The sequence below is a fragment of the Pseudomonas sp. NY15435 genome (assembly GCF_048068295.1).
In the GTDB taxonomy this organism is placed as follows: Bacteria; Pseudomonadota; Gammaproteobacteria; order Pseudomonadales; family Pseudomonadaceae; genus Pseudomonas.
The window spans coordinates 1-17,137 of the sequence record NZ_JBLUQA010000009.1 but is presented as its reverse complement, the minus strand read 5'-3'; the positions used below and the strand labels follow the sequence as shown (position 1 = coordinate 17,137).

Below are 17,137 nucleotides of genomic sequence, written 5' to 3'. Positions count from 1 at the left end.
TGCCGGTCAGCACCAGCGAAAACCTGGTTCAACGCGGCAACCGCTCTAGGCCGGGCCCATCGACAGACTTCAAGGACGACAGGCATATGGACGCAGGCATGTTCGATCACCAGCGATTCCACACCGATGGTTACGCGCTGCTGCGCCGGGCAATCCCGTTCCCCATGCTGGAAGAGCTGCGCGCGGCTTTCGATGCCAACGTCGTGCCTTCGGATCGCTGGCCCGTGCCCCGCGGCATGGACTGGCTCCACGCGCAGATGGACCTGGAGCCCGCCGTCCAGGCGGTATGTCGTCTGCCGTCAATGCTGATGGCTGCGGGCACGCTGATCGGCGAGCGCTTCTTCCTCGCCCAGGCCGAAGGGCGCGAGCCCTTGCCGGACGGTGGTCATCAACAACTGCATCGCGATCTGTCGGCCCGGCGTCCGGGGGACATGGTCAGCGCCCTCGCCTTCCTCGATGACTTCTCGGCGGAAAATGGCGCCACCCGGATCATCCCCGGCAGCCATCGAGCCTCTGCTGCAGAGGCGAACTTCGACTTCAACGACGAGTCCCGTTCCGTGCATCTGAGCGGCCAGGCCGGCGACATCCTGGTGTTCGACGTCGACCTCGTGCATGCCGGTAGCCAGAACATCACGGGTGCGCGCCGTCGCACGATCCTAATCAGCTACCGGGCCGAACCCCTTTACGCAGCGCATCTGGAGACGCTGAAATTGCGCAATGTCCGCATGGACACGAGCGAGCACTTCGATCCAGCGGGCGTCGAACGAAGCGCTGCAGGGCAACGCGCACACCGGTGACTGAGCGGGGCTTCACACCCGCCCAATCCGCATATTGATCGGCCAACTGACCCGATGCCGAGCAACGGGGTCGCCCCAGCGCGCAGCCATGTCGGTGGCGAAGGACTGCAACAGGTCTTCGCGGCCGGCCTCGCGGGCGCTGCGCACCGCCGACCAGGTGGAGACGTAACCGAGGAACTCCTCGAGGTTCCACTCCAGGCGAATGGCTATCTCCGGCCCCGGAAATTCGCCGAAAGGGAAATCAATGGTGGCGTAGCCGCTGTCCACCAGCTTGCGCTCGGCGGGCCAGTAAGGACCGATTTCCTGCCAGTAGAACGTCTCGAAGCGCTCACCCAAAGCGCCCTCCAGGCGCAGCACGCCATAGCTGATCAGCGCCAGGATCGCGTTGGGTTCAGCGATCCGCCGGACTTCGGCATAGAACTTTGGCAGATCGAACCAGTGCGCGGCCTGAGCGGCGGTGATCAGGCTGGCGCTGCGGCTTTGCAGCGGCAGGCCCTCGGCCGGAGCGCAGGCGTAGTTCAAGTGTTCGTGGAGGGCGGCATGGGCGATCTGGTCCGCGCTGGGATCAAAGCCGACAACCGCGCTGAAATGCTCGGCCAGTTGCCGGGTCAGTTGTCCGCTACCGCAACCCACGTCGACCGCGAGCGCGCGGTCCGGCGCCATCGAGGCGAGGTAGGCGGAGAGCTCCGCCGGGTACTCGGGGCGGAAGCGCGCATAAGCCTGGCCGCCTTGGTCGAACCAGTTACGCAGGTCGGTGGAGGGGGAATTCATGGCTGACGGCTCCTGTCCTGACGGTTGCCTGGCATGAATGTACCGGGCAAGCAGGCTCGCCGACCAGCGCCGCAGGCCGGCGCAAGGCCTGCAGCTTGCCCGGCCTTTGCGCGATCAGACCTGCGCCATGCCGCCATCGACGAACAGCTCGATGCCATTGATGAAGCTGGCGGACTCCGAGGCCAGGAAGGCAACCGCCTTGCCAATCTCCCGCGGCTCGCCCAGGCGGCCCAGCGGCACCTGGCTGGCCAGCGCATCGAACAGGCCCTGGCGTGCTTCCTCGGGCACCAGGTCGCCAAGACCAGGCGTGCGGACGGGGCCGGGGCTGACGACGTTGACGCGGATGCCACGGTCCTTCAGGTCCAGCGCCCAGGAACGGGCGAAGTTGCGCACGGCAGCCTTGCTCGCGCTGTACACGCTGAAGTTGGCGGTGCCCTGGATCGAGGTGGTGGACGAGGTCAGGATCACCGACGCGCCATCGGTCAGCAGCGGCAGCGCCTTCTGCACGGTGAACAGCACGCCGCGCACGTTGGTGCCGAAGATGCGGTCGAAGTGTTCTTCGGTAATCGCGCCCAACGGCAGCATGTCACCGCCGCCGGCGTTGGCGAAGAGGATGTCCAGGCGGCCTGCGGTCTCGGCGATCCGCGAGTACACCGCGTCGAGATCGGCAAGCACCGAAGCGTCGGCACGGATCGCCGTGGCAGCCGGGCCGATGGCTTCGACGGCGGCGTCCAGTTCGGCCTGGCGGCGGCCGGTGATGAACACGCGAGCGCCTTGCGCAGCGAGCTCCTGTGCGGCGCCGAGGCCGATTCCGGTGCTGCCGCCGGTGACCAACGCAACTTTACCAGTGAGGGACTTGTTCATGATGAGCTCCTGAGCTTTCCGAGTTGAGGGTCCTGCCTCTCAGGCCGGCATCTGGCGCGGCTTTGCGGTGAGGCATGGCGCTACTCTAGGGCTCGTCGATTAACCGAAAAAGCGCATACAATGGAATGACTATCCACGCACATGGATAATCGAACGATCCCGTCACAGGAGTTCCCATGGATCAGCTCCAGGCCATCCGCGCCTTCGCCCGCGTGGTGGAAGCGGGCAACTTCACCCGCGCCGCCGACTCGCTGGACATGCCCAACGCCACGCTGAGCAAGCTGGTGCAGGAGCTGGAAGCACACCTGGGTGTGCGGCTGCTGCAGCGCACCACGCGGCGCGTCACGGTGACGCCGGAAGGCCAGGACTATTACGCCAAGGCCAGCCGCGTACTGCGCGACCTGGAGGACATCGATTCATCCTTCAACATCGCCCGCAGCAAGCCACGCGGCCACCTGCGTATCGATGTCGGCGGCTCGACCGCGCGGGACGTGTTGCTGCCGCTGCTGCCGGACTTCCTCGCGCGCTATCCGGATATCCGCATTGACCTGGGCGTCTCCGACCGCTCGGTGGACCTGATCAGCGACAATGTCGACTGCGTGATCCGTGGCGGAGCGCTGGACGCCTCGTCGCTGGTGGCGCGCGGCATCGGCCAGGCAACCATGGTCACCTGCGCATCAGCCGAGTACCTGCGCCACAACGGCGTCCCCGCCTACCCGGAGGAGCTGCGCAATGGCCATCGACTGGTCAGCTACCTGTCACCGCAGAATGGCCGGGCGGTGCCTTTTCGCTTTGAGCGCGACGGACAACGCAGCGAGCTGAAACTCGAGCACCGTATCGGCGTCAACGAAAGCAACGCCCATCTGGCCGCGTGCGTCGCCGGCCTGGGCATCATCCAGACCTTTTCCTATGCTGCCGGTGCAGCCCTGCGCGACGGCACCCTGGTGGAGATCCTCGCGGACTGGCGCCCCGCGACCTACCCTTTCCACGTCGTCTATCCGCACAACCGCTATGTCACCCACCGCCTGCGGGTGTTCATCGACTGGTTGGTGGAATGCTTCCCGACGCGGGTCGCCGGTTGAGCGCTCAGGGCTGCTTGTCGGCCAAAGCCTCGAGCAGATCGGCCGACGGCACGAAGAACAGGCTGCCGGTCACCGCCGTGCTGTAGTCCAGCAGGCGGTCGTAGTTGCCGGCCGGACGGCCGACGAACATGTTCTCCAGCATCTCCTCCACCGGCGCCGGCGAGCGGGCATAGCCGATGAAGTAGGTACCGAACTCCCCTGCACCGGGCCGGCCGAACGGCATGTTATCGCGCAGGATCTTCACTTCCTGGCCGTCCTTCTCCAGGGTGGTCAGCGAACTGTGCGAACAACTCGGTTTCACGTCGTCCCCCAGCTCGATGTCGGCCAGCTTGGTACGCCCGATGATGCGTTCCTGGGCTTCGGTGGAGAGCTGGTTCCAGCCGGTCATGTCATGCAGGTACTTCTGCACCAGCACATAACTGCCGCCGGCGAAGTCCGCGTCCTCGTCGCCAATCAGGGTGAAGTGAGGGACCTCGCGGCCTTCCGGGTTCTCGGTGCCGTCGACGAAGCCGATGATGCTGCGCATGTCGAAGTAGCGGAAACCCTGTACCTCGTCGACTACCGTCACCGCATCGCCCAGGCGCGCGACCAGTTGCGAAGCCAGTTCGAAGCAGAGGTCCATCTGTTCGGCGCGGATGTGCAGCAGCAGATCGCCTGGCGTGGAAACCGCGACCCGCTCGCCGCTGCCAATCTCCCGGAAGGCATGCAGGGAAGCCGGGCGTGGAGCGCCGAACAGCGCATCCCAAGCCGCCGAGCCAAAACCCAGCACACAGGACAGATTGCCCGTCGGCACGCGCTTGCCGACCGAGCGCACCAGCGCCGCCACGTCTTCGCAAAGTGCGCGCACCGGGCTCCAGTCCTTGCCTGGCGTCAGTGTCGCGACCAGGAAGATCGCGCTGCGGGTGATCGGGCTGTCGACTGCCTGGGGTACGGGGGATTCGTTGACCATGGTTTCCATTCGCCGCCATCGGAATCGGGGAGGATGAGATTATCAAAGCAGTTCGCTCACCGGCGTGACAACGCTGGCGGCGAAAAACAAAGGGCCGGTCATTCGAGCCGGCCCTTCGGTAAAACAGATGCCACGTCGCGCCTAACGCATCGCCGCCAGCTTGATGCCAAAGCCCAGCAGGCAGGCGCCGGCCAGGCGCTCCAGCAGATTGGCGACGCGCGGATTGGCGCGCATGCGCTCAGCCAGCTTGTGGGTCAGCAGCACGGCCACCAGCCCGTAGAGGAAGGTCACCACCGCCACGGTCGCCGCCATGAAGGCGAAGGTCACCAGCCCCTGGTGTTTCACCGGGTCGACGAACAGCGGCAGGAAGGCCATGTAGAACACGATGGCCTTGGGGTTGAGCAAGGTGATCAGCATGGTCTGGCGCAGATAGTGGCCGTTGTCCATGCGGCTCTGCCGCGGCGCCTCGCCCGGCTTGCTCATCAGCATGCGCAGCCCGAGCCAGGCCAGATAGGCCGCGCCCAGCCACTGCACCGCATGGAACGCCGCCGGGTAAGTGGCGAGCAGCGTCGCCACCCCTGCCACCGCCATCCACAGCAGAACCTGGTCCCCCAGAATCACCCCGCACGTGGCCGCCAGCCCGGCCCGCACACCACCCTTGCCGGTCGCCGTGATCAGCGCAAAATTGCCAGGGCCGGGAATGGCCAGGAGTACCACGAAGGCAATCAGGAAGGCACCGTAATCGGTCACTCCGAACATGGAAAATCTCCTGGGCAGGCACGGTGGGTCGAAGAAAGCCAGTCTATCACTGCTGTTTGCAGGCAGTTCTCTTCGCCCTGTCCGGCAGCGTATTGCCGTTGCGTCGATCGGCTGAATCCGCAGCCATAAGCAGACGCCCACGTTCAAATAGCTTGCACTGAACATATGGAAATTCGTATATTCGATTTTCCATATATTTGGTGACCCCATGATCACTCCGCCTGAAGTCTTCAAGGGCCTGGCCGACGAGACTCGCGCTCGCGCCACCCTGCTCATCGCCAGCCTGGGCGAGCTCTGCGTCTGCGAGCTGATGTGCGCTCTGGACGACAGCCAGCCAAAGATCAGCCGCCACCTGGCGCAGTTGCGCAGTAGTGGCCTGCTGCTGGACCGGCGCCAGGGCCAGTGGGTGTACTACCGCCTCAATCCCGAGCTGCCCGCCTGGGTACACGAGATGCTGCAGGTCACCCTGCAGGCCAATGCGCAATGGCTGGCCGACAACACCCTCCGCCTGCAGAACATGGACGGCCGCCCCGTTCGTGACGCCGCCTGCTGCTGATCCATTCCGAGCGAGTTCTCCATGCTGGTCGCCATTGCTGTCTTCGTCTTCACCCTCATTCTGGTCATCTGGCAACCCAAGGGCCTAGGGGTCGGCTGGAGCGCCGCCCTGGGTGCGATCATCGCCCTAGCCGCCGGCGCGGTTTCGCTGCACGACATCCCGACCGTGTGGGCCATCGTCTGGAACGCCACCGCCACCTTCATCGCCGTCATCATCATCAGCTTGCTGCTGGATGAGGCGGGATTTTTCGAATGGGCAGCACTGCACGTGGCCCGCTGGGCAAAGGGCAACGGCTACCGACTGTTCGCCTTCTGCGTGCTGCTCGGCGCGGCCGTTTCGGCGCTGTTCGCCAATGATGGTGCGGCACTGATCCTCACGCCCATCGTCATGTCGATGCTGCTCGCCCTGCGCTTCTCCCCCGCCGCCACCCTGGCCTTTGTCATGGCTGCCGGCTTCATCGCCGATACTGCAAGCCTGCCACTGGTGGTCTCCAACCTGGTGAACATCGTTTCGGCCGACTACTTCGGCCTGGGCTTCGCCGAGTACGCCTCGGTGATGGTACCGGTGAACCTCGCCAGCGTGGCCGCTACGCTGCTGGTGCTGTTCCTGTTCTTCCGCCGCGATATCCCCAGGCAGTACGCGCTCGATGCACTGAAGGAGCCCAAGGCCGCCATCCACGACCGCGCCACCTTCATCGTTGGCTGGTGGACGCTGCTGGTGCTGCTGGTCGGACTTTTTGCTCTTGAGCCACTGGGCATTCCGGTCAGCGCCGTGGCTGCTATCTGCGCAGCAATCCTCTTCGCCGTCGCCGCACGCGGACACCGTATCTCCACCCGCCGTGTGCTGCGCGAAGCGCCCTGGCAGGTGGTGATCTTCTCCCTCGGCATGTACCTGGTGGTGTACGGCCTGAAGAATGCCGGCCTCACAGACTTCCTTACCCACCTGCTCGACCGTCTTGCCGCACAGGGGTTGTGGAGCGCCGCCATCGGCACCGGTCTGCTCTCGGCACTGCTGTCCTCGGTGATGAACAACATGCCCAGCGTGCTGGTCGGCGCCTTGTCGATCCAGGCCAGCGGCGCGGAAGGACTGGTGCGCGAGGCGATGATCTACGCCAACGTGATCGGCTGTGACCTCGGCCCGAAGATCACCCCCATCGGCAGCCTCGCCACGCTGCTCTGGCTGCATGTGCTGGAGCGCAAGGGCATGCGCATCACCTGGGGTTACTACTTCAAGGTCGGCATCCTGCTGACCCTGCCTGTCCTGCTGATCACCCTTTCGGCCCTGGCGCTGCGCCTGAGCCTCTGACATCCGCCACGTAGCGAAGGAGCCTTCCATGCGAGTCCTGTTCATGTGCACGGCCAACAGTTGCCGCAGCATCCTCTCTGAAGCGCTGTTCAACCATCTGGCGCCGGAAGGCTTCGAGGCGATCAGCTCCGGCAGCTTCCCCAGGGGCCAGGTGCTGCCGCGCAGCCTCACCACCCTGCAGCAGGCCGGCATATCCATCGAGGGCTTGAGCAGCAAGGGCAATGACGCGTTCGAAGGCAACCCGCCGGACATCGTCATTACCGTCTGCGACAAGGCCGCTGGCGAGACCTGCCCGGTGTACTTCGGCCCGGCGCTGAAGTCCCACTGGGGGCTGGAAGACCCTTCGGATGTCGTGGGTGATGAGGCTGCTGTTGATGCCGCTTTCCGCGCCACGCTGGCCCGCATCGAGTCGCGCTGCCGGGCCTTCTTCGACCTTCCCTTCGATACCCTCGGCCGCGACGAACTCAAGCGCGAGCTGGATCGCATCGGCGCGCTCTGACCAGGAGGAATCATGTCCGAGCAACTCCCCAACCTCGACCTTTCGCTGTTCGATCTGCCACCAGCAGCAACCCTTAACAGCGAGCACAAACCGCGCATTCTGCTGCTGTACGGATCGACCCGAGAACGCTCCTTCAGCCGCCTGCTGGTGGAAGAAGCCGCGCGCCTGCTGGAACACTTCGGCGCCGAGACGCGCATCTTCCATCCATCCGGCCTGCCATTGCCTGACGACGTGCCGGTAGAGCACCCCAAGGTGCAGGAGCTGCGAGATCTGGTGCAGTGGTCGGAAGGTCAGGTGTGGTGCTCACCGGAACGTCACGGCGCATTATCGGCCGTCTTCAAGGCGCAGATCGACTGGATTCCCCTGGCACTCGGCGCTGTCCGCCCCACCCAGGGCAAGACGCTGGCAGTGATGCAGGTCTGCGGCGGCTCGCAGTCGTTCAACGTGGTCAACCAGCTGCGCGTGCTTGGCCGCTGGATGCGTATGTTCACCATCCCCAACCAGTCCTCGGTACCCAAGGCCTACCTGGAGTTCGACGACGCCGGGCGCATGAAGCCCTCGGCGTACTACGACCGAGTGGTCGATGTGATGGAAGAGTTGGTGAAGTTCACGCTGCTGCTGCGGGATCGCCAGGAGTTCCTGGTGGATCGCTATTCGGAGCGCAAGGAAAGCGCCGAGCAGCTCTCCGCCCGCGTGAATCAACGTTCGATCTGAGGTCACCATGCCTATCGAAGTCAGACAAGCACGCCCCGAGGACGCCCCTGCGGTCCAGGCCATTTATGCGCCGGTCGTGACCAGCACGGCAATCTCGTTCGAGGAAGTACCGCCTTCCATCGAGGAGATGCGCCAGCGCATCGTTACGACCCTGCAGACTTACCCGTACCTTGTCGCGGTACGTGATGGGCGCTTGGTTGGCTACGCCTACGCGAGCCAGCACCGGGCGCGGGCCGCCTACCGATGGGCAGTGGATGTCACCGTCTACATCGCGGAGGGTGAGCGCCGTTCCGGGGTTGGCCGCAGCCTCTATGCCGAGTTGCTTCCCATCCTGGCCAAGCAGGGCTTCAACGCGGCTTATGCCGGGATCGCTCTGCCCAATGCCGCAAGCATTGGCCTGCACGAGCGGCTGGGATTCCGGCACATCGGCACCTTCCCGCAGGTCGGCTTCAAGCTGGGCCAATGGCACGACGTGGGCTATTGGCGCCTGGAACTCGGTGCGCCGGGTAACTCGCCCTGTGATCCTCTCCCATACCCGGACGTTGCCGGCGGAATCCCCTCTGTGGCTCGGTAGCTGCCACGCAAAGCCCCTCGTTTCCGCCTACCAGCGCAATAACCGCGGCCCGAGCACAGCGCCCAATGCAGTCGGCAGCAGCATGCCGAGCAGGTACCAGACACCCCAGAAGGGAATGCCCATCTCGGGGCAGTGCAGGCAGTACGCCAGAGTAGCGGTGGCGCCAGCCAATAGCCCTCCGGCAGCTCCGGCGATACGCAGGCGGGTCGGCGCAAGACCGCGCAGCGCCCAGAACACCCCGATGAAGGTCGGTACGCTGAGCAGCGCAATGTTCAGCGGACAGGTACGCCAGGTCTTGCCCAGGATCAGGCCGGCGCGTGCGTCGGCCGGCACGCCGGCCAGCTCCACGGCCCCTCCGATCCAGACCAGCAGCACAGGCAGCGCCAGCAGCGCCCAGGCCGGACCGCCCCTTACCCCCGGGCGCGCCAGACGGCTGCTCAACCACAGGGCCAGCGGCGCCAGACTGCCGGGCAAGGCGACTTTGGCCCAGAACAACGGTGTGCGGGCCACCTCGCCCAGGTCAGGCCGCAGACCAAAGAGGGCTGCCATCAGCAGCAGCGCGCCCAAGGCGCCGGCTGCCAGGGCGACGGCGAAGCGCTTGCCCAGGGCGTGGCGGTCCACCACGCCTTCGCCGGCGCTCAGCAAGTCGATCAGTTCATTGGTCTTCATCGCTTCGCAACCCTCGGATGATATTCGCCAGGGCCTTGAGCCCGCGGTGGATGCCGACCTTCACGGCGGAGCTGGAAAGCCCGGTCAGGCTGGCGGTTTCCTCCACCGACAGGCCCTCCAGCTTCACGTGGACAATCGGCAGACGCTGTTTGTCCGGTAGCTGCAGCAGCAGTTTGCCGAGATCGCGGCTGGCCTGAGCGGGTTCTCCGTCCTCGACGGCGAACAGCTCCCCGGCATCATCTTCCAGCGGATCATGCAGCGCTTCTCGGCGCGCATAAGCCCGGAAGTGGTCGGCCAGCTTGTAGCGCGCGATGGCCTGCACCCAGACCGTCAACGGCTGATCGGGACGATAGGTGTGGCGGGCGTTGTGCACCGCCAGCAGCACCTCCTGCAGCAGGTCTTCGACCTCGCCGGAGCGCTCGTTCAGGCGCCGGCGCAGGAAGGCCCGCAGATGCGTGCCCAGAGCACTGAGAAACTCACGGTACGCCACACCGTCACCGTCCATGCCACGCAGCAGCAACGCCTGCAACTGGGCCTCGCGCGCGATCAACTGTTCCTGGCTGGTAGTTCGTTGCATCGACCGTCCTGGTTACACCGCGGCTGGATTTTTCTTCAGGCTCGCTCGCCCCCACAGGGGCTGGCAGACGCGCCGCCGGCCGGGCGGAAAAACAGGCCGTCGTTCAATACGTTAGGGCCGAGCGAAAAAATTCTCAAAATTTTTTCGCTCGGCTGTAACCGGATCAGTCCTCCCGGCGAACTACCCATCAAGCCGCCGGAAAGTCCTCCGCGGCCTTCAACCGAACTGGAGAGACCGCACCATGAAAACCCTGACCCACGCTTGCGCCGCCATCGCTCTCGCCGCCATCACCGGTGCAGCCATGGCCGACGACATGAACACCAAAGCCGCTAACGGCGCAGCCATGGAGAAATGCTACGGCGTGGCCATGGCCGGCAAGAACGACTGCAAAGCGGGCGCGGGCACCACCTGTGCCGGCAGCGCCAAGAAAGACTACGACGGCATGCACTGGAAGAACGTCCCGGCCGGCACCTGCACCTCGATCAAGACGCCCCATGGCATGGGCTCGCTGACCCCGATGAAGTCCTGAGCACAGGCCGCCGACCATGAACACATCGACGCAACTGGGCGCCGGGCTCGGGCTCAAGGCCGAACACTATGCCCAAGCCCTGAGCTGCGACGCCCGAGGACTCTGGTTCGAAGTGCATCCGGAGAACTACATGGTCGGTGGCCCTCGCCTGGCCTGGCTTGAGCGGATCGCTGAACGGCATCCGCTGTCGCTGCACGGGGTGTCGTTGTCGCTGGCAGCCGACACAGCACCAAACGAGGCACACCTGCTGCGCCTGCGCGAGCTGGTCGAGCGCGTGCAACCAATGCTGATTTCCGAGCACCTGGCCTGGTCCGCCTGGCGCGGACAGTACCTGCCGGACCTGCTGCCCTTCCCGCGCAGCCACGCCGCCCTGGCGCGCATCACCGAGAACATCCAGCGTACCCAGCAGGCTCTCGGCCGACGCATCGCCATCGAGAACCCGAGCCATTACCTGCATCTCGACGGCCACGACTGGGACGAAATCGACTTCCTCACCGAGCTTGCACTGCGCACCGGTTGCGGCCTGCTGCTGGACATCAACAACGTGCACGTCAGCGCCCACAACCTGGGCTTCGATGCCCGGCGCTACCTCGACCGCTTCCCCGCCGCCGCCATCCTGGAAATCCACCTGGCCGGACACAGCCACGACGAGAGCGGGGCCCTGCTGATCGACTCCCATGACGCGCCCATCGACGAGTCGGTCTGGGCGCTCTACCAGCACCTGATCCAGCGCATCGGCCCACGCCCCACGCTGATCGAGCGCGATGACCACATCCCCGCCTTCAGCGACCTGCTGGCCGAGCGCGATATCGCCCAGGCGATTCTCAACCTGGCGGAGGTGCCCGCATGAAAACCACGCTCGGTGCCTTCCAGGATGCCTTCGTCGAAGCGCTCTACCAGCGCCCGTCCGTGGAGCTGCAAGCCGTCAGCGAACAGGCGGGATTCGGCGTTTATCGCAACACCGTGCTCAAGGGTTGCATCGATGCCCTGTGCGACAACTTCCCCAGCGTCGAACGCCTGGTTGGCACCGACTGGCTGCGCGCGGCGGCGGCCATCCACGCCCACGAGACGCCGCCGAGCGATGCCCGGCTGGTCTTCTACGGCAAACACTTCGCCGACTTCCTCGACGCCTTCGAACCCGCCCGCGCGATGCCCTACCTGGCCGACGTGGCGCGCCTGGACCGGTTATGGCTGGAAGCCTTCACCGCGCCGCAGGAGGCTGCCCTGCAGTTATCCAGCCTGGCCGGCATGACCGCCTCGGACCTTGCCACCTGCCGTCTGCAACCATGCGCCAGCGCACGCTGGCGCTGGTTCGATTCGCAGCCGATCTACAGCATCTGGCACTACAACCGCGAAGCCCTGCCGCTGCCCGAAACCCTGCCCTGGCACGGGGAAGGCGCCCTCTTGGTCGGTCACGCCGAAGGGGTTGCCTGGCAGGCCCTGGACTTGGGTGGCTGCGTCTTCCTCGACGCCTGCGCCAGCGGGCAAAACCTCGACCAGGCATCGGCCCTGGCGCTCGAAGCGCAACCGAACCTCGACTTCACCGCGCTGCTGCGCACTCTGCTCGACGCCGCGGTATTGCGCCCACTGAACCTCACCTGAGGACGCCACCATGGACATCTCCCACCGCTCCCACTCGACCCTGCGCCATCACTGGAACACTCTCGCCGAGCGCCTGCAGCACCTGCTCAGCGACTCGCTCCTGTGCCTGGTGGCGCGCCTGGGCATCGCTGCGATTTTCTTCCTCTCCGGGCGGACCAAGGTCGAGGGCATCCTGACCATCACCCCGAGCACCTACGAGCTGTTCCAGACCGAATACGTGCTGCCGCTGGTGCCGCCCCACGTCGCGGCGCACCTGGCCACCTACGCCGAGCATGCATTCCCGGTCCTGCTGGTACTGGGGCTGTTCACCCGCCTCTCGGCCCTGGCATTGCTGGGCATGACTACGGTGATCGAAGTATTCGTCTACCCCGATGCCTGGCCCACGCACCTGTCCTGGGCCGGACTGCTGTTACTGCTTATTGGGCGTGGTGCGGGGGCCTGGTCGCTGGATCGCACGTTGAGGATTCGTTGAAAGGAGGCTACGGGCATGAAGCCCCCACCCAGGGCTGGGCGCCAAGGAAAGTGAAACCGGTGCGGTAGTTCGGCCCTGGGTTTTGCATACCAGCCGTTGCAGGCTCCGGTTAGATGCGAAATCCACGCCCTGACTGACGTCGGGCGCTGACCCATCCGGAAATTCCACCTGCTGGCATCTAGCGGCCAGAAGCGGACGCCGACTCAAGATTAGCGCCGCCTCGCACGTCGGCCGGAAGCAGTGTTAGTCGCCCACGCTCTGACGCCGCTTGCGAAACTCGGCGACCTTATGCCGATTTCCGCACAGCGCCATGCTGCACCAACGGCGTTTATGGGACTTGGTGCGGTCATAGAACATCAGCGAACAATCAGCGCTCTCGCATTTGCGCACGAGATTGAAATCACCGTCAGCCAGCAACTCGGCAGCAGCAAAGGCCAGTCGCGCCAAGCACTGGCTGACGGCATCAGACTGACAGAAGCGATCCAATACCGGTGCGCCCGCCTCCTCCCAAACCAGCTGTGGCACTGCGCGCAGGAGAAACGCGTTGAGCGCCGCCGGATCTGCCACACGATTTTCACGCCTGGCTACCAGTAAGACTTCAAAGCATTCACGCAGAGCTCGCAATTGGCCAAGCAATTGCCCGTCGCCTATGGCGGCTTCCCCCGGTAGCTCAATACCGATTCGATCCAGCCACTCCGTCGCGTCGGCGTCGCTGTTGAGCAGATCGCGCCGCTGTCCGTCGACCATCATCTGAGTATTCAGCAAGTCCAATGCCCGGTGATCGGCGAGCACCAAAGGGATTGGCAGCTCTGTAAGCGCGGCGGTCATGACATTTCTCCAGCGAGTCAGTTGCCAGATTGTAACCTATAAAAATTATTTGACCAGTTACAAAATCTGTGCAAAATGAATCTCAAGTAACCCGCAAAACCAACATTAAGCAGTTACAAGAGGATTCAGCCATGATCACATCACAGCACATCCAAGTTGCCTATAAGTCCGTCGAAGCTGATGGAATCAAGGTGTTCTACCGTGAGGCGGGTGCTCCGGACGCACCGGTACTCTTGCTTCTGCACGGTTTTCCCAGCTCCTCCCACCAGTTCCGTGACCTGATGCCGCTACTGGCGGACAAGTACCGCCTGATCGCGCCGGATCTGCCCGGTTTTGGCTTCACCGAGGTTCCGTCCGAGCGCAACTACCGCTACACCTTCGACGCAATCGGAGAGACGATCCGTCAGTTTGTCGATGTGCTGGATCTGAAGCGTTACGCGATGTACTTCTTCGACTACGGCGCGCCCACCGGGCTGCGGTTGGCGCTGGCATATCCGGAGCGGGTGAGCGCGATCATTTCGCAGAACGGCAATGCCTACCTCGAAGGCTTGGGGGACGCTTGGGCGCCAATTCGTCAGTACTGGGCCGATCCGTCGCCAGCCAATCGTCAAGTGATCAACGATGCCATCCTGCATCTGGAAGGCACTCGGTGGCAGTACGTGGAAGGTGTAAGCAATCCGGATCTCATAGCGCCCGAGGCGTACTACCTGGATGCGCTACTGCTGGAGCGTCTAGGCAATAAGGACATTCAGCTTGATCTGTTCTACGACTATCAGAACAACCTGAAGCTCTACCCGGCGTTTCAGCAGTTCTTCCGAGACACCCAAGTGCCAACGCTGGCGATCTGGGGCAAGGGCGACCCGTTCTTTATTCCGCCAGGCGCCGAAGCCTACAAGCGGGACAATTCGAATGCAGTGGTCGAGTTGCTGGATACCGGACACTTTGCGCTGGAGACTCACGCCGAACATATTGCTCGGCGTATCGTTGAAGTACTGGGCAACCACATCAACTGAGAAAATGACTGCCGGCGTGGAGCAACCTTCGCGTCGGCAGTCGTTGTTTTGGGTCGGTAGTGGTTTGGGCCGAAGGCAGCAATCGTCCAAATTAGGTTTCGTTGGAACGTCCGCTATGGGTCGCTAGCTGACTAAAGGAGGCGCCGGCTCGAAGCCCGGCGCCACCGCTTAGAAAAGGTCAAACCTCAGTCTGCTCCGCCATTTCTAAAGCGTCGTCCACCTCAATCCCGAGGTATCGAACAGTGCTCTCCAGTTTCGTATGGCCTAGCAGCAGTTGAACTGCCCGCAGGTTCTTCGTTCTGCGATAGATCAGCGATGCTTTGGTTCTACGAAGCGTATGGGTTCCATAGAGCGTGGGGTCGAGACCGATTGTCGTTACCCAAGCTTTCACTATACGGGCGTACTGCCTCGTGGATAGGTGCGCTGAATGTCGAACACGGCTGGGAAAAAGGAAATCGTCGTTGCGACGGCGAGCGGCAAGGATCCAAGCTTCAACTGACGCTCTCGTCTGGGCGGTGATTTCGAACTGCACTGGCCGCTGGGTCTTCTGTTGCATGACGATTGCGCGCGTCGATACTTGATCACCGTGAGCGATGTCTCTGACGCGCAGCTTCGTTAAATCGCAGGCTCGTAGCTTGCTGTCGATGGCGAGATTGAACAGCGCCAGATCACGATCCTTGTTTGCGATTTCCAGTCGCACTCTGATAGCCCAAATGTCCCTGAGTCTCAGCGGTGCTTTCTGGCCGACCAGTTTGCCCTTGTTCCAAGGTTCGTGAGCTTTCTTTGTGGGTGTGGCCATGATTTGTCCTCCACATGAGTGAAGGACTAGGGTGCATCGCGCCTAGTCCCAGTGGCTCTCCGACCAGACTCTATGGCCGGAGATGCTCTTAAAACACTCATGTCGGATATTTCGCTTCCACCGCCGCTGACTCTCAGCGACTTCAGACTACTTTCAGATTCACCGCTGATACTCCCCTCATCGAACGACCCCTGGGGGGATCACCATGACCCAGCACGAATGGAGCAGCCTGTTTCCATTCCACTTTGGCTCCGTCGCCGAGCGACAAGCTCGACTGACCTTGCGCCGCGAGGGCGACTCCGACCGCGAGGAGCTTGAAACCTTCATCCACGCGCGTTTCGAGTCCATCCACCACGCTGACGTCCACCACTATCTACCGGAGCTCATCGGGCTTCAGGACAGCCACGGGCGCTTGATCGCAGCCGCAGGCATTCGTCCGGCCAGCCACGGGCCGCTGTTTCTTGAACACTACCTGGATGAGCCACTGGAGGGCGTTGTGTCGCGTCTTGCAGGTCGTGCCGTCGGGCGTGAGCAGTTGGTCGAGGTAGGCAACCTTGCTGCCCTGAGTGCTGGCAGTGCGCGTGTAATCATCACTGCCGTGACCTGGCTGCTGGCTGCGCGCGACCTGCAGTGGGTCGCCTTTACCGGCGCCTCCACCCTGGTCAACAGCTTCCACCGATTGGGATTGGAACCAACCGTCATCGCCGAAGCAGATCCGCGTCGTCTGAATGGCGAACTGGCCAGCTGGGGCAGCTATTACGCGCAGCATCCACTGGTCTACGCAGGAAACATCGGTTACGGCCATGACGAGCTGGAGCGCACGGGTATGTACAAGCGCATGGGTTTCCCGATGCTGCTGCAGGAGGCCGGCCATGCCGCATGAACTGAATGCCTTTCGTGAGGTGCTGCAGGCGCACGCCACGGAGCATGCGTCGAAAGTGGCTGTACGCGGAATCACTGGCAACGTCACCTATGCGCAGCTTCTGGCTGAAGTTGAACGTCGCGAAGCATGGCTGCGAGAGCAACCCGAAGGGCCGTTTGCCCTCGCACTGGAGAACGGCCCCGAAGCGCTCTTTTGGGATCTGGCCGCGCTCTTGGCTGAGCGCCCTTGCGTCATCCTCCCGCCCTTCTTCAGTGCCGCACAGCGCCTGTATTGCTTGATGCAGACCCAGGCGACGCTTGCCGTTGCCAACGACTCCTTCGCAGAAGATCTGCGAGCAGCTGGTTTCACACCAGGCGAGCGTTTCTGGGAGCGGCCGGCCGTTGTCGACGCCGATCTACCTGCAGGCACTGCCAAGATCACCTACACCTCCGGTAGCACTGGGTCGCCCAAGGGCGTATGCCTGAGCGCCGCGTCGCTGCTGTGCGTCGCACAGGAGCTCGAAGCAGCGAGCCGTCCAACCGAGCCCACGAAGTACCTCGCAGTGCTTCCGCTGGCCGTCCTGCTGGAGAACCTCGGCATTTATGCTGCCCTACTGGCGGGAGCCAGCATCACGCTCTATCCGCAAGCGCAGATGGGTATCGGTGGCGCCAGTCAGGTCGACTGGAAACGTTTCCTCGGCACCATTGCGCTCAGCGGTGCCGAGAGCCTGATTCTGGTGCCACAGCTCCTGCTTGGCCTGGTCACCGCCATCGAGCGAGGCATGATGAAAGTCGGCCCCCTGCGATTCGTCGCAGTAGGTGGTGCCAAAGTCGCGAGCAGCTTGCTGGAGCGCGCCGAAGCAGTGGGGCTTCCGGTCTTCGAAGGCTACGGGCTCTCCGAATGCGCCTCCGTGGTT

General features: G+C 63.7%; 22 protein-coding genes. 14 read left to right on the top strand and 8 right to left on the bottom strand.

What is annotated here, in order from left to right; all coding sequences use genetic code 11:
• Positions 1–98: 98 nt before the first annotated feature.
• A complete protein-coding gene (locus tag ACNFH5_RS20875; RefSeq protein WP_416749196.1) occupies positions 99–797 on the top strand; it encodes a phytanoyl-CoA dioxygenase family protein in 699 nt (232 codons plus the stop codon).
• Between the two features lie 12 nt (positions 798–809).
• Here ACNFH5_RS20875 and ACNFH5_RS20870 read toward each other — a convergent pair whose 3' ends face one another.
• Positions 810–1,568, bottom strand: a complete 759-nt coding sequence (locus tag ACNFH5_RS20870; protein WP_416749194.1) for a class I SAM-dependent methyltransferase — start codon at positions 1,566–1,568, stop codon at positions 810–812.
• A 114-nt stretch (positions 1,569–1,682) separates the two neighbouring features.
• Complete coding sequence (locus tag ACNFH5_RS20865) at positions 1,683–2,432, bottom strand: SDR family NAD(P)-dependent oxidoreductase (RefSeq protein WP_416749192.1); 750 nt, start codon at positions 2,430–2,432, stop codon at positions 1,683–1,685.
• Between the two features lie 176 nt (positions 2,433–2,608).
• Here ACNFH5_RS20865 and ACNFH5_RS20860 point away from each other — a divergent pair, with 176 nt between their 5' ends.
• Entirely contained in the window at positions 2,609–3,514 is a 906-nt protein-coding gene (locus tag ACNFH5_RS20860; protein WP_416749190.1) for a LysR family transcriptional regulator, read from the top strand.
• A gap of 4 nt (positions 3,515–3,518) precedes the next feature.
• Here the strand turns inward: ACNFH5_RS20860 and ACNFH5_RS20855 are convergent, their stop codons facing one another.
• Complete coding sequence (locus tag ACNFH5_RS20855) at positions 3,519–4,463, bottom strand: Dyp-type peroxidase (RefSeq protein WP_416749643.1); 945 nt, start codon at positions 4,461–4,463, stop codon at positions 3,519–3,521.
• Between the two features lie 141 nt (positions 4,464–4,604).
• The gene (locus ACNFH5_RS20850; RefSeq protein ID WP_416749188.1) at positions 4,605–5,222 is read right to left on the bottom strand and encodes a LysE family transporter; all 618 of its coding nucleotides are present in this window, start codon (positions 5,220–5,222) and stop codon (positions 4,605–4,607) included.
• A gap of 208 nt (positions 5,223–5,430) precedes the next feature.
• Here ACNFH5_RS20850 and ACNFH5_RS20845 point away from each other — a divergent pair, with 208 nt between their 5' ends.
• Genes ACNFH5_RS20845 through ACNFH5_RS20825 form a run of 5 tightly spaced genes read left to right on the top strand, consistent with a single transcriptional unit; the run spans position 5,431 to position 8,870 of the window.
• Positions 5,431–5,778: a metalloregulator ArsR/SmtB family transcription factor gene (locus tag ACNFH5_RS20845; protein ID WP_416749186.1), complete on the top strand. Its 348-nt coding sequence runs from the start codon at positions 5,431–5,433 to the stop codon at positions 5,776–5,778.
• 21 nt (positions 5,779–5,799) lie between these two features.
• A complete protein-coding gene (locus ACNFH5_RS20840) occupies positions 5,800–7,083 on the top strand; it encodes an arsenic transporter (protein ID WP_416749184.1) in 1,284 nt (427 codons plus the stop codon).
• A 28-nt stretch (positions 7,084–7,111) separates the two neighbouring features.
• Positions 7,112–7,582, top strand: a complete 471-nt coding sequence (locus tag ACNFH5_RS20835) for an arsenate reductase ArsC (RefSeq protein ID WP_416749182.1) — start codon at positions 7,112–7,114, stop codon at positions 7,580–7,582.
• A 12-nt stretch (positions 7,583–7,594) separates the two neighbouring features.
• Positions 7,595–8,296, top strand: coding sequence for an arsenical resistance protein ArsH (arsH, locus tag ACNFH5_RS20830; protein ID WP_416749179.1), 702 nt, complete (start codon positions 7,595–7,597; stop codon positions 8,294–8,296).
• Positions 8,297–8,303: 7 nt separating this feature from the next.
• Positions 8,304–8,870, top strand: coding sequence for an arsinothricin resistance N-acetyltransferase ArsN1 family B (locus ACNFH5_RS20825; protein WP_416749177.1), 567 nt, complete (start codon positions 8,304–8,306; stop codon positions 8,868–8,870).
• A gap of 27 nt (positions 8,871–8,897) precedes the next feature.
• On the opposite strand, the gene ACNFH5_RS20820 is transcribed toward ACNFH5_RS20825, so the two are convergent.
• Together ACNFH5_RS20820 and ACNFH5_RS20815 are read right to left on the bottom strand one after the other, a co-directional pair.
• Entirely contained in the window at positions 8,898–9,539 is a 642-nt protein-coding gene (locus ACNFH5_RS20820) for a DUF1109 domain-containing protein (protein ID WP_416749175.1), read from the bottom strand.
• Positions 9,526–10,116: a sigma-70 family RNA polymerase sigma factor gene (locus ACNFH5_RS20815; protein ID WP_416749173.1), complete on the bottom strand. Its 591-nt coding sequence runs from the start codon at positions 10,114–10,116 to the stop codon at positions 9,526–9,528. Before ACNFH5_RS20815 ends, ACNFH5_RS20820 begins: the two co-directional genes overlap by 14 nt.
• Before the next feature lie 241 nt (positions 10,117–10,357).
• Here ACNFH5_RS20815 and ACNFH5_RS20810 point away from each other — a divergent pair, with 241 nt between their 5' ends.
• From ACNFH5_RS20810 to ACNFH5_RS20795, 4 genes are read left to right on the top strand one after another with little or no spacing between them, the layout of a single operon-like run.
• Entirely contained in the window at positions 10,358–10,645 is a 288-nt protein-coding gene (locus ACNFH5_RS20810) for a DUF2282 domain-containing protein (protein WP_416749171.1), read from the top strand.
• Positions 10,646–10,661: 16 nt separating this feature from the next.
• A complete protein-coding gene (locus tag ACNFH5_RS20805) occupies positions 10,662–11,495 on the top strand; it encodes a DUF692 domain-containing protein (RefSeq protein ID WP_416749169.1) in 834 nt (277 codons plus the stop codon).
• On the top strand, positions 11,492–12,247 hold the full coding sequence (locus tag ACNFH5_RS20800) for a putative DNA-binding domain-containing protein (RefSeq protein ID WP_416749167.1): 756 nt from the start codon (positions 11,492–11,494) through the stop codon (positions 12,245–12,247). The genes ACNFH5_RS20805 and ACNFH5_RS20800 overlap by 4 nt, the downstream gene beginning before the upstream one ends.
• 10 nt (positions 12,248–12,257) lie before the next feature.
• Positions 12,258–12,719 carry a DoxX family protein gene (locus ACNFH5_RS20795; protein WP_416749165.1) on the top strand — a complete coding sequence of 154 codons (462 nt, stop codon included), beginning with the start codon at positions 12,258–12,260 and terminating at the stop codon, positions 12,717–12,719.
• Positions 12,720–12,962: 243 nt separating this feature from the next.
• Here the strand turns inward: ACNFH5_RS20795 and ACNFH5_RS20790 are convergent, their stop codons facing one another.
• Complete coding sequence (locus tag ACNFH5_RS20790) at positions 12,963–13,547, bottom strand: CGNR zinc finger domain-containing protein (RefSeq protein ID WP_416749163.1); 585 nt, start codon at positions 13,545–13,547, stop codon at positions 12,963–12,965.
• A 131-nt stretch (positions 13,548–13,678) separates the two neighbouring features.
• On the opposite strand from ACNFH5_RS20790, the gene ACNFH5_RS20785 reads away from it, so the two are divergent.
• Positions 13,679–14,560 (top strand): alpha/beta fold hydrolase, encoded by an 882-nt coding sequence (locus ACNFH5_RS20785; RefSeq protein ID WP_416749161.1) that lies wholly within the window; start codon positions 13,679–13,681, stop codon positions 14,558–14,560.
• A 178-nt stretch (positions 14,561–14,738) separates the two neighbouring features.
• Here ACNFH5_RS20785 and ACNFH5_RS20780 read toward each other — a convergent pair whose 3' ends face one another.
• Positions 14,739–15,359 (bottom strand): tyrosine-type recombinase/integrase, encoded by a 621-nt coding sequence (locus tag ACNFH5_RS20780; RefSeq protein ID WP_416749159.1) that lies wholly within the window; start codon positions 15,357–15,359, stop codon positions 14,739–14,741.
• Between the two features lie 205 nt (positions 15,360–15,564).
• On the opposite strand from ACNFH5_RS20780, the gene ACNFH5_RS20775 reads away from it, so the two are divergent.
• Positions 15,565–16,242 (top strand): thermostable hemolysin, encoded by a 678-nt coding sequence (locus tag ACNFH5_RS20775; RefSeq protein WP_416749157.1) that lies wholly within the window; start codon positions 15,565–15,567, stop codon positions 16,240–16,242.
• On the top strand, positions 16,232–17,137 hold a 906-nt coding region (locus ACNFH5_RS20770; RefSeq protein ID WP_416749155.1), incomplete at its 3' end, for an AMP-binding protein. The genes ACNFH5_RS20775 and ACNFH5_RS20770, both read left to right, overlap by 11 nt.

Excerpts from the sequence above, each read along its gene's own strand:
- ACNFH5_RS20840 (WP_416749184.1), top strand. The coding sequence starts at position 5,800 with ATGCTGGTCGCCATTGCTGTCTTCGTCTTCACCCTCATTCTGGTCATC.
- ACNFH5_RS20820 (WP_416749175.1), bottom strand. The coding sequence starts at position 9,539 with ATGAAGACCAATGAACTGATCGACTTGCTGAGCGCCGGCGAAGGCGTG.
- ACNFH5_RS20875 (WP_416749196.1), top strand. The coding sequence starts at position 99 with ATGTTCGATCACCAGCGATTCCACACCGATGGTTACGCGCTGCTGCGC.
- arsH (WP_416749179.1), top strand. The coding sequence starts at position 7,595 with ATGTCCGAGCAACTCCCCAACCTCGACCTTTCGCTGTTCGATCTGCCA.
- ACNFH5_RS20815 (WP_416749173.1), bottom strand. The coding sequence starts at position 10,116 with ATGCAACGAACTACCAGCCAGGAACAGTTGATCGCGCGCGAGGCCCAG.
- ACNFH5_RS20865 (WP_416749192.1), bottom strand. The coding sequence starts at position 2,432 with ATGAACAAGTCCCTCACTGGTAAAGTTGCGTTGGTCACCGGCGGCAGC.
- ACNFH5_RS20860 (WP_416749190.1), top strand. The coding sequence starts at position 2,609 with ATGGATCAGCTCCAGGCCATCCGCGCCTTCGCCCGCGTGGTGGAAGCG.
- ACNFH5_RS20780 (WP_416749159.1), bottom strand. The coding sequence starts at position 15,359 with ATGGCCACACCCACAAAGAAAGCTCACGAACCTTGGAACAAGGGCAAA.
- ACNFH5_RS20805 (WP_416749169.1), top strand. The coding sequence starts at position 10,662 with ATGAACACATCGACGCAACTGGGCGCCGGGCTCGGGCTCAAGGCCGAA.
- ACNFH5_RS20775 (WP_416749157.1), top strand. The coding sequence starts at position 15,565 with ATGACCCAGCACGAATGGAGCAGCCTGTTTCCATTCCACTTTGGCTCC.
- ACNFH5_RS20845 (WP_416749186.1), top strand. The coding sequence starts at position 5,431 with ATGATCACTCCGCCTGAAGTCTTCAAGGGCCTGGCCGACGAGACTCGC.
- ACNFH5_RS20810 (WP_416749171.1), top strand. The coding sequence starts at position 10,358 with ATGAAAACCCTGACCCACGCTTGCGCCGCCATCGCTCTCGCCGCCATC.
- ACNFH5_RS20795 (WP_416749165.1), top strand. The coding sequence starts at position 12,258 with ATGGACATCTCCCACCGCTCCCACTCGACCCTGCGCCATCACTGGAAC.
- ACNFH5_RS20790 (WP_416749163.1), bottom strand. The coding sequence starts at position 13,547 with ATGACCGCCGCGCTTACAGAGCTGCCAATCCCTTTGGTGCTCGCCGAT.
- ACNFH5_RS20800 (WP_416749167.1), top strand. The coding sequence starts at position 11,492 with ATGAAAACCACGCTCGGTGCCTTCCAGGATGCCTTCGTCGAAGCGCTC.
- ACNFH5_RS20825 (WP_416749177.1), top strand. The coding sequence starts at position 8,304 with ATGCCTATCGAAGTCAGACAAGCACGCCCCGAGGACGCCCCTGCGGTC.
- ACNFH5_RS20850 (WP_416749188.1), bottom strand. The coding sequence starts at position 5,222 with ATGTTCGGAGTGACCGATTACGGTGCCTTCCTGATTGCCTTCGTGGTA.
- ACNFH5_RS20855 (WP_416749643.1), bottom strand. The coding sequence starts at position 4,463 with ATGGTCAACGAATCCCCCGTACCCCAGGCAGTCGACAGCCCGATCACC.
- ACNFH5_RS20785 (WP_416749161.1), top strand. The coding sequence starts at position 13,679 with ATGATCACATCACAGCACATCCAAGTTGCCTATAAGTCCGTCGAAGCT.
- ACNFH5_RS20870 (WP_416749194.1), bottom strand. The coding sequence starts at position 1,568 with ATGAATTCCCCCTCCACCGACCTGCGTAACTGGTTCGACCAAGGCGGC.
- ACNFH5_RS20835 (WP_416749182.1), top strand. The coding sequence starts at position 7,112 with ATGCGAGTCCTGTTCATGTGCACGGCCAACAGTTGCCGCAGCATCCTC.